Origin of the sequence: Pseudorhodoplanes sp. (assembly GCF_035565795.1) — a bacterium.
Lineage (GTDB): Bacteria > Pseudomonadota > Alphaproteobacteria > Rhizobiales > Xanthobacteraceae > Pseudorhodoplanes.
In genome coordinates this window covers 1-7,820 of the sequence record NZ_DATMRV010000048.1, presented here as the reverse complement: position 1 = coordinate 7,820, position 7,820 = coordinate 1, and the positions used below count along the sequence as shown (strand labels likewise).

The window sequence follows — 7,820 nt, the reverse complement described above, 5'->3', positions numbered from 1 at the left end:
GCGAGATAGAACAGCATGATCTTCGGGTTGCCGAGCGACAGCAGCAGCCCCGCGCCGAACAATTGCCGGCCCTGACCGCGCACGGGCTCGGCTTTCGCGGGAGCGCCGGAGTCTCGCCACAGCTTCCAGGCGAGGAACAGGAGATAGGCCGCGCCGACATACCTGACGATCAGGAAGACCGGCTGAAACAGCGCCGCCAGCGCCGCCAGCCCGAACATCGCGCAGGACAGCCAGATCAGATCGCCCAGCACGAGGCCCGCGCACAAAGCCGCAATCCCGTCCGTGCCGCGCGCCATGATGCGCGCGACGAGCGCGGCAATCGCCGGCCCCGGTGAAATCACCGCAACCAGCAGCACCATTGCGAAGGTGAGGAAGGCGACCTGCTCCAACGGATCACACCAGCCAGAAAATTACACCAGCATCGTCACGGGCTGTTCCAGATAGCCCTTCAAAGCGGCAAGAAGTTGCGCACCCAGCGCGCCATCGATCACGCGATGGTCGCAGGACAGCGTCACCGTCATCTGGCTTTCGAAGCGCACGCCGCCGTCCTCCGTTTCGACCGGACGGCGCTGCGCCGCTCCGACAGCAAGGATCGTCGATTGCGGCGGGTTAATGATCGCCGAGAATTCACGCACCCCGTACATGCCGAGATTGGAGATCGCACTGACGCCACCCTGATATTCCTCGGGCTTCAGCTTCCTGTCGCGCGCGCGTTCCGCGAGGGACCGCATCTCGTTCGAAATCTCGCTGAGTGACTTGCCATCCGCACCGCGAATGACGGGCGTCATCAGGCCGCCGTCGAGCGCAACCGCAACACCGACATCGGCGCGCTGGAACCGCAGAATGCGATCCTGTGCCCAGATCGCGTTTGCGGCCGGCACGCGCTTCAGCGCCAGAGCCAGCGCCTTGATGACGAAGTCGTTGACCGAAAGCTTGTAGCCGTCCTCGCCTTGCGGCGCAGCGGCATTAGCCTCGCCGCGCACCTTCAGAAGGGCGTCGAGAGTGACGTCCGCTGTCAGGTAGAAATGCGGAATGATCTGCTTGGCCTGTGTCAGGCGCGCCGCGATCGTGGAGCGCATGCCGTCGAGCGGCACTTCCTCGAACGACACATCGCGATAGAGAGCAAGAATGTCGGACGCCGACGGCCCCGATGCGGGCGCAGGTCCACCCGCGGGCGCCTGAACGATCCGCGCTTCGACATCGCGCGCAACAATGCGGCCGTGCGGGCCGCTGCCGGTGATGCGCGACAGATCGATGCCGTTCTCGCCGGCAAGCCGGCGCGCAAGCGGCGTCACGGTGATGCCGCCGATACGGGCCGGGCCGAAATTGCGCTCAGGTGTCCGGACCTCGCGGAAAAGCTCCATCTTGACGGGTTCTGGCGGCCGCCCCGCATCCGGCGCGTCCCCGCGCAGGCGGGGACCCAGTTCTTGAGTCCGGTTTCCCGCATTCGCGGGAATGAGCGGTGGAGGAGTCGGTGCAGCCTTCGACACCTGTGCCTGCGGCGCCGCCGGCTTTGCGACCTCGCCTTCACCGAGGATCACCGCAACAACGGCGCCGACCTTCGCCACATCTCCAACCTGGAAATTCACCGTCGACAGCGTGCCGCCGAATGTTGCCGGCACTTCCATCGAGGTCTTGTCGGTCTCGATCTCGAACAGGTTGTCGCCCGGCGCGACGATATCGCCCGCCTGCTTGAACCATTTGGTGATCTTGCCTTCGGCGACGGTTTCACCGAGCTGCGGCATCAATACGTCCATGCGATCACCAGCTCACCGACACATATTGCGTTTCGAGGAACTCCATCAGCCCCTCATGCGCGCCTTCACGCCCGATACCTGATTGCTTCATGCCGCCGAACGGCGCAGCCGGATCGGATACCAGCCCGCGATTGAGCCCGATCATGCCGAAATCGAGTTTCTCCGAGACGCGCATCCCGCGACCGATATCCTTCGTGTAGAGGTAGGCGACGAGCCCGTATTCGGTATCGTTCGCGCGCTTGATCGCTTCGTCTTCGGTCTTAAAGGTCTGGATCGAGGCGACCGGCCCGAAAATCTCTTCGTTCAGCATCTTCGCTGAATCCGGCACATTGGTCAGCACGGTCGCGGGATAGAAGAAGCCGGGACCGTCCGGCGTCTTGCCGCCGGTCAGGAGCTTTGCGCCCTTCGAGACTGCGTCTTCGACCAGTTCGATGACCTTGTCGCGGCCTTCCTTGTTGACCAGCGGCCCGAGATTGACGCCCTCGTCGAGACCGTTGCCCATCTTGAGCGACTGCATCTTGCCGGTCAGCTTCTTCGCAAATTCGTCATGCACATTCTCGTGCACATAGAAGCGGTTCGCGGCGGTGCAGGCCTCGCCCATATTGCGCATCTTGGCGATCATCGCGCCTTCGATCGCCGCGTCGATATCGGCGTCCTCGAATACGAGGAACGGTGCATTGCCGCCAAGCTCCATGGCCGGCTTGATGATGTTGTCGGCGGATTCGCGAAGCAGCACGCGGCCCACTTCGGTCGAGCCGGTAAAAGACACCACGCGGACACGAGGGTCATGCAGCATCGCGCCGACAACCTTGCCAGAAGAGCGCGACGGGATGACGTTGACCACGCCCGCCGGCACGCCGGCCTCTTCCAGGATCGGCATCAGCGCCAGCATGGTGAGCGGCGTATCGGAGGCAGGCTTGAGCACGACCGGACAGCCCGCGGCAAGCGCAGGTCCGATCTTGCGCGTCGCCATCGCAGCCGGGAAATTCCACGGCGTCACCAGCACCGCGATGCCGGCCGGCTTGTGCTGCACAAGGATTCGCGCGCCGGAGGCCGGCGCTGTCGACAGCGAACCGAGATTGCGCACCGCCTCCTCCGCATTCCAGCGGAAGAACTCGGCGGCATAGGCGACTTCGGCGCGCGAATCCGGCAGCGCCTTGCCGTTCTCAACGGTGATGAGTTTCGCCAACCGCTCGGCATCACGCATGATCAGTTCGAACGCCTTGCGCAGGATCTCCCCGCGTTCGCGCGGCTTCTTCGCGGCCCATCCCGGGAACGCGGCTTCAGCGGCATCGAGCGCCGCAATCGCGTCCCCCACCGTCGCGCTGGCGACCGAGGCGACCTTGCGCTCGGTCGCAGGGTCCATCACGTCGAAGCGTTGTCCGTCGGAGGCTTTGCGCCACTTGCCGCCGATCCAGAGGTCGGTCGGAACATTGGCGATGAGATTTTCGTACATGGCGTTTCCTTGGCGTTTCTCTCTGTCCCGGGCGCGGCTTGAAACGGTGCGGCGCAGAACCGGGACCTATGATTGAATTCTGCAACATGGGTCCCGGGTCCGCAGCGCATCACGATGTGCTGCGCTGCGCCCGGGACGCGAGGGCTTAACTCCCCAGCGAGCGCCGCACCGTCTCCGCGATGCGATCGACCGTCGGCAACACTGCATCCTCCAGAAGATCGGCGGACGGCAGAGGGATATGCGGTGTCGTGATCCGCACCGGCGGACCGTCGAGGTCGTAGAACGCTTCGTCGGCGACGATCGACACGATCTCCGCGCCCCAGCCGCAGAGCCGCGGATTTTCCTCCACGGTGAACAGACGGTGCGTTCGGCCGACCGAGCCGAGGATCGTCTGCGTATCGAGCGGCACCAGCGAACGCACGTCGACGACTTCGCAGTCGATGCCGTGCTCGGCTTTCAGTTTCTCTGCCGCATCGATCGCACGCGGCACCATCAAGGCCAGCGCAAGAATGGTCGCGTCCTTGCCCGGCCGCACGATCTTCGCGGTGCCGAGCGTGTCAACGATTTCTCCGTCCGGCACTTCGCCCTTTATCGGGTAGAGCGACTTGTGCTCGAAAAAGATCACCGGATCGGGATCGCGCACTGCTGCTGCAAGCAGGCCGATCACGTCGCGCGGATTCGATGGCGCAACGACCTTCAGACCCGGAATCATCATGCACCAGTTCTCGACGCTCTGCGAATGCTGCGCGCCGAATCGCGAACCCGCACCGTTGCCCGTACGCACGACAAGCGGGCATTTCACCTGCCCATTGGTCATGTAGCGGCTCTTCGGGAATTCGTTCGCGATGTAGTCGAAGCAGACCGCGATGAAATCCGAGAACATGATCTCGGCAATCGGCTTCAAGCCGGTCATCGCCGCGCCCATGGCGGCGCCGAGAATGGCCTGCTCCGAGATCGGCGTATCTCGCACGCGAAGCGGACCGAACTGCTCGTAGAGCCCGACGGTCGCCTTGAACACGCCACCGGCTTTCGCCACGTCTTCGCCGAGGAACACAACGTCGGGATCGCGCGACATTTCCTGTGCAATGCCGCGCGCAACGGCGTCGCGGTATGTCAGTTCCGCCATGCGAAGCCCCCGTCGGCATAAACGTCGGTATGGATGATGTCATATGGTGGCGGGGGCGACGCCTTGCATTTCTCCGTCGCCTCGTCGACTTCGCGCAGGACGCCGTCCTCGATGCCCTTCATCACCTCGGGATCGATGCCGAATTCGAGCAGACGCTCGCGATAGATCTTGACCGGATCGCGCTCCTTCCACTTCTCCAGTTCGCCCTCGGGACGGTATTTCGCCGGATCGGCGCGAGAGTGGCCGCTGTGCCGATAGGTGATGCATTCGATCAGCGACGGTCCCTCGCCGCGGCGCGCCTTCGCAAAGGCGGTCATCGCCGTGCGATACACCTCGTCGGCGTCATTACCATCGACAATGATGCGCTCGAGTCCATAGGCCGCGGCGCGGTCGGCCGCAGGGTGCGGCACTGCCGTCACGTCTCCGATCGGAGTGTATTCCATGTAGTGGTTGTTCTCACACACGAAGATCACCGGCAGCTTCCAGATCGCGGCGAAATTCAGCGCCTCATGGAATGCGCCGATATTGGTCGTGCCGTCGCCGAAGAAGCAGACCGACACGTCGCTCTGTCCCTTGTATTGCGCGCGCCAGGCCGCACCGCAGGCGATCGGCAGATGCGCGCCGATGATGGCGTAGGAGCCCATCACCCCGTGATCGACCGAGGTCAGGTGCATGGAGCCGCCCTTGCCCCTCATCAGGCCGTTGTCACGGCCCATCAATTCGCCGAGCACCTTCTCGACCGGAACGCCCCGTGCCAGCGTGTGTGCGTGGCCGCGATAGGTGCAGAAGCTGAGATCGCCCGGCTTCATGGCAGCGGCAAAGCCGGCCGCGACCGCCTCCTGGCCGAGTGAGAGATGGCTCGTTCCCTTGACGAGGTTCTGCAGGAACAGGTCAAAGGCGCGCTGCTCGGCCTGCCGCAGCAGCACCTGCAGGCGGAACATTTCGAGCCGCTTGTCCTCGCCGATATCGTCGTTCAGGCCGGGCTTCGTGTCCTTGGATTTGTCCAGCATTGTGGTCCTTGCGGCTTCCTCATATTGGCTTGCCGCGCGGCCAATTTCCCGTCCGCGCGATCATTTTGCGGCGAACCTTAGCAGGGCCCTGGCGTCCGGAAAAACGCGAAAAACGCAGGGAGGCCGTCCGCGTCAGGCGGCCCCACGCACCCTTTCACGATGCAGAAGATAGAGCCCGGAGGCGACGACCACGGCGGCGCCTGCGAGGGTCCAGCTGTTGGGCAGGTCGCCGAAAACGAAATAGCCAAAGCCGGTCGCCCACACGAGCTGGGTGTATATGAAGGGTGCCAGCACCGAGGCCGGCGCGAGCCGATGCGCGACGATCAGGAGGTAATGCCCGAGGCTGCCGAAGGCGCCGAACGCCACCATCAGGAAAATGATGAAGGGGTTATCCGGCGTGGTCCAGACGAAGGGCAGGACCGGCAGCATTGCGATCGCACCAACCAGGTTGGAATAGAACAATGTGGTGTCGCTGGTGTCGCTCCGCGACAGCACGCGGGTGGCGACGATATAGAGCGCATAGAAGACAGCGCTCGTGACCGAATAGAGCGCGGCCCAGTGCACACCGCCGACGCCCGGCCGCGTAACCAGCAACACGCCTGCAAAGCCCACCAGGATCGCCACCCAGCGACGCCAGCCGATCCATTCGCCCAGTATCGGCCCCGCCAGGATCGCCACCATGAAGGGCGCGGAGAACAGGATCGCCAGCGCCTGGTCCAGTTGCAGATAACGGAAGGCGAGGAAGTTCGCGATTGTGGAGCCGAGCAACATCGCCGAGCGCACGAGTTGCAGGATCGGTCGCTTGGTCCGCATCAGTCCGGGACGCGACACCGGATTGAAGATGAACAGGGCGAGGACAAAGGCGCCGGTATAGCGCGCCCAGACCACCTGCAATGTGTCCATGTAGCCGTTGAGGTATTTCGCGGTCGCGTCAAGGCAGGCGAAACACACCACGGCGCCGCACATCAGGCCGATGCCAGTCATTCGGGCGCGAATCTGCTCGGATTCGCTGGACGGAAGGCCGGATGTCATTACGCCTCTGTACCCAAGTTGCGCAGGTGGGGCGAGGCGCACTGGCAAAATAGCTCTACGCCGGCGTTGCAGGCCTCTCGATCCGGTCCTAATCTCACGGTCGCGGGGCCTGCGACGGTCGCCCCGCCTTTCCAAAGGCTCGCAAGGCCCAAGCACCGTCTCCTTCGGAATGGAGGAGGCGCATGCCTTTGCACTTTTCAATCGCACCCGAAAAATTGTGGCGAAGCATTGGAACCTCCGGCGCACCGCTGATCGTCGACGTCCGCAAACCCGAAGTCGTTGCATCGTCCAACAGTGTCCTGCCCGGAGCAATCCTGCGCGATCCTCACGAGGCGGCATCGTGGGCCTTCGCGCATGATCACGGAACCATCGTCGTCGCCTGCGTCCACGGGCACCGGCGCAGCCAGATGGCGGCGGCGCAGCTGCGCGCACGCGGCCTCGACGCTCGCATTCTGGAGGGCGGCTACGACGCATGGGTCGCGGCCGGCCTGCCGCTGGTCGACCGCGGCGCGGTGCAGAAATTCGCACCGCAACCGCCGAGCGTCTGGGTGACGCGGCGGCGGCCGAAGATCGATCGCATCGCCTGCCCCTGGCTGATCCGGCGGTTTATAGATCCAGAGGCGCGCTTTCTGTTCGTCGATCCGCCGCAGGTCGCGGATGTCGCGCGGGAAAGCGGCGCAATCCCGTTCGATATCGAAGGGGTAGAACTGTCGCATGATGGCGAGCGCTGTTCGTTCGACACCATCCTCAAGGTCTTTGACCTCGAACGCGAGCCATCGCTTGCGCGTCTTGCGCTGATCGTGCGTGGCGCCGATACCGCACGTCCCGACCTCGCGCCGGAAGCTGCGGGATTGCACGCCGTGTCGCTCGGCTTGTCCGCACTCGCCGGCGACGACGACCACGGCGTGCTCGATCGCGGATTTGCGGTTTACGACGCGTTGTTCGCTTGGTTACGCTTCGCGTCATCCGAGCGTCACAACTGGCCCGCAAAAGCCGCCTGAGATGACAGCAAGAGAACAGGCGGTGCACGCGGGCCCTGAACCGAGCTTCGGCGAAGTCGTGCGCACGTTCTTCAAGATCGGCTGTCTCGGCTTTGGCGGGCCGGCCGGCCAGATCGCGCTGATGCATCGCATTCTGGTCGACGAGAAGAAGTGGGTCGACGAACCGCGTTTCCTGCACGCGCTCAACTTCTGCATGCTGCTGCCCGGTCCCGAGGCGCAGCAGCTTGCAACCTATACCGGCTGGCTGATGCACGGCGTGCGCGGCGGCATCGCCGCCGGCGTCCTGTTCGTGCTGCCGGGCGCGCTCGTGATGCTTGGGCTCAGTCTGATCTATGCGCTGGGACAAGGCGTTCCGCTGATCGACGGCGCGCTGTTCGGTATCAAGGCCGCGGTGCTGGTGATCGTTGTGGAAGCCTTGGTCCGCATCGGACGGCGCGC

The 7,820-nt window shown here is 64.1% G+C and carries 8 protein-coding genes; 2 read left to right on the top strand and 6 right to left on the bottom strand.

Translation table 11 applies throughout. The annotated features are described in order from the left end of the window. The 6 genes from VNZ93_RS05485 to VNZ93_RS05460 all read right to left on the bottom strand — a co-directional run. On the bottom strand, nt 1-389 hold a 389-nt coding region (locus VNZ93_RS05485; protein ID WP_325701203.1), incomplete at its 3' end, for a LysE family translocator. A gap of 21 nt (nt 390-410) precedes the next feature. After that, on the bottom strand, nt 411-1,745 hold the full coding sequence (locus VNZ93_RS05480; protein WP_325701200.1) for a dihydrolipoamide acetyltransferase family protein: 1,335 nt from the start codon (nt 1,743-1,745) through the stop codon (nt 411-413). Between the two features lie 16 nt (nt 1,746-1,761). Then, complete coding sequence (locus VNZ93_RS05475) at nt 1,762-3,213, bottom strand: NAD-dependent succinate-semialdehyde dehydrogenase (protein WP_325701197.1); 1,452 nt, start codon at nt 3,211-3,213, stop codon at nt 1,762-1,764. A gap of 145 nt (nt 3,214-3,358) precedes the next feature. Beyond that, nucleotides 3,359-4,339 (bottom strand): alpha-ketoacid dehydrogenase subunit beta, encoded by a 981-nt coding sequence (locus tag VNZ93_RS05470; RefSeq protein WP_325701195.1) that lies wholly within the window; start codon nt 4,337-4,339, stop codon nt 3,359-3,361. Then, nucleotides 4,327-5,349 (bottom strand): thiamine pyrophosphate-dependent dehydrogenase E1 component subunit alpha, encoded by a 1,023-nt coding sequence (locus VNZ93_RS05465; protein WP_325701192.1) that lies wholly within the window; start codon nt 5,347-5,349, stop codon nt 4,327-4,329. The genes VNZ93_RS05470 and VNZ93_RS05465 overlap by 13 nt, the downstream gene beginning before the upstream one ends. Nucleotides 5,350-5,481: 132 nt before the next feature. Further along, nucleotides 5,482-6,333: a DMT family transporter gene (locus VNZ93_RS05460; RefSeq protein ID WP_325701189.1), complete on the bottom strand. Its 852-nt coding sequence runs from the start codon at nt 6,331-6,333 to the stop codon at nt 5,482-5,484. A gap of 230 nt (nt 6,334-6,563) precedes the next feature. On the opposite strand from VNZ93_RS05460, the gene VNZ93_RS05455 reads away from it, so the two are divergent. Both VNZ93_RS05455 and VNZ93_RS05450 read left to right on the top strand, forming a co-directional pair. Next, nucleotides 6,564-7,382, top strand: a complete 819-nt coding sequence (locus tag VNZ93_RS05455; RefSeq protein WP_325701186.1) for a chromate resistance protein ChrB domain-containing protein — start codon at nt 6,564-6,566, stop codon at nt 7,380-7,382. Between the two features lies 1 nt (nt 7,383). Continuing rightward, nucleotides 7,384-7,820 (top strand): chromate transporter (locus tag VNZ93_RS05450; protein ID WP_325701183.1); only part of this gene is annotated, 437 nt, incomplete at its 3' end.

Coding starts and splice junctions, on each gene's coding strand:
- VNZ93_RS05480 (WP_325701200.1), bottom strand. CDS start 1,745: ATGCCGCAGCTCGGTGAAACCGTCGCCGAAGGCAAGATCACCAAATGG.
- VNZ93_RS05475 (WP_325701197.1), bottom strand. CDS start 3,213: ATGTACGAAAATCTCATCGCCAATGTTCCGACCGACCTCTGGATCGGC.
- VNZ93_RS05470 (WP_325701195.1), bottom strand. CDS start 4,339: ATGGCGGAACTGACATACCGCGACGCCGTTGCGCGCGGCATTGCACAG.
- VNZ93_RS05465 (WP_325701192.1), bottom strand. CDS start 5,349: ATGCTGGACAAATCCAAGGACACGAAGCCCGGCCTGAACGACGATATC.
- VNZ93_RS05460 (WP_325701189.1), bottom strand. CDS start 6,333: ATGACTGGCATCGGCCTGATGTGCGGCGCCGTGGTGTGTTTCGCCTGC.
- VNZ93_RS05455 (WP_325701186.1), top strand. CDS start 6,564: ATGCCTTTGCACTTTTCAATCGCACCCGAAAAATTGTGGCGAAGCATT.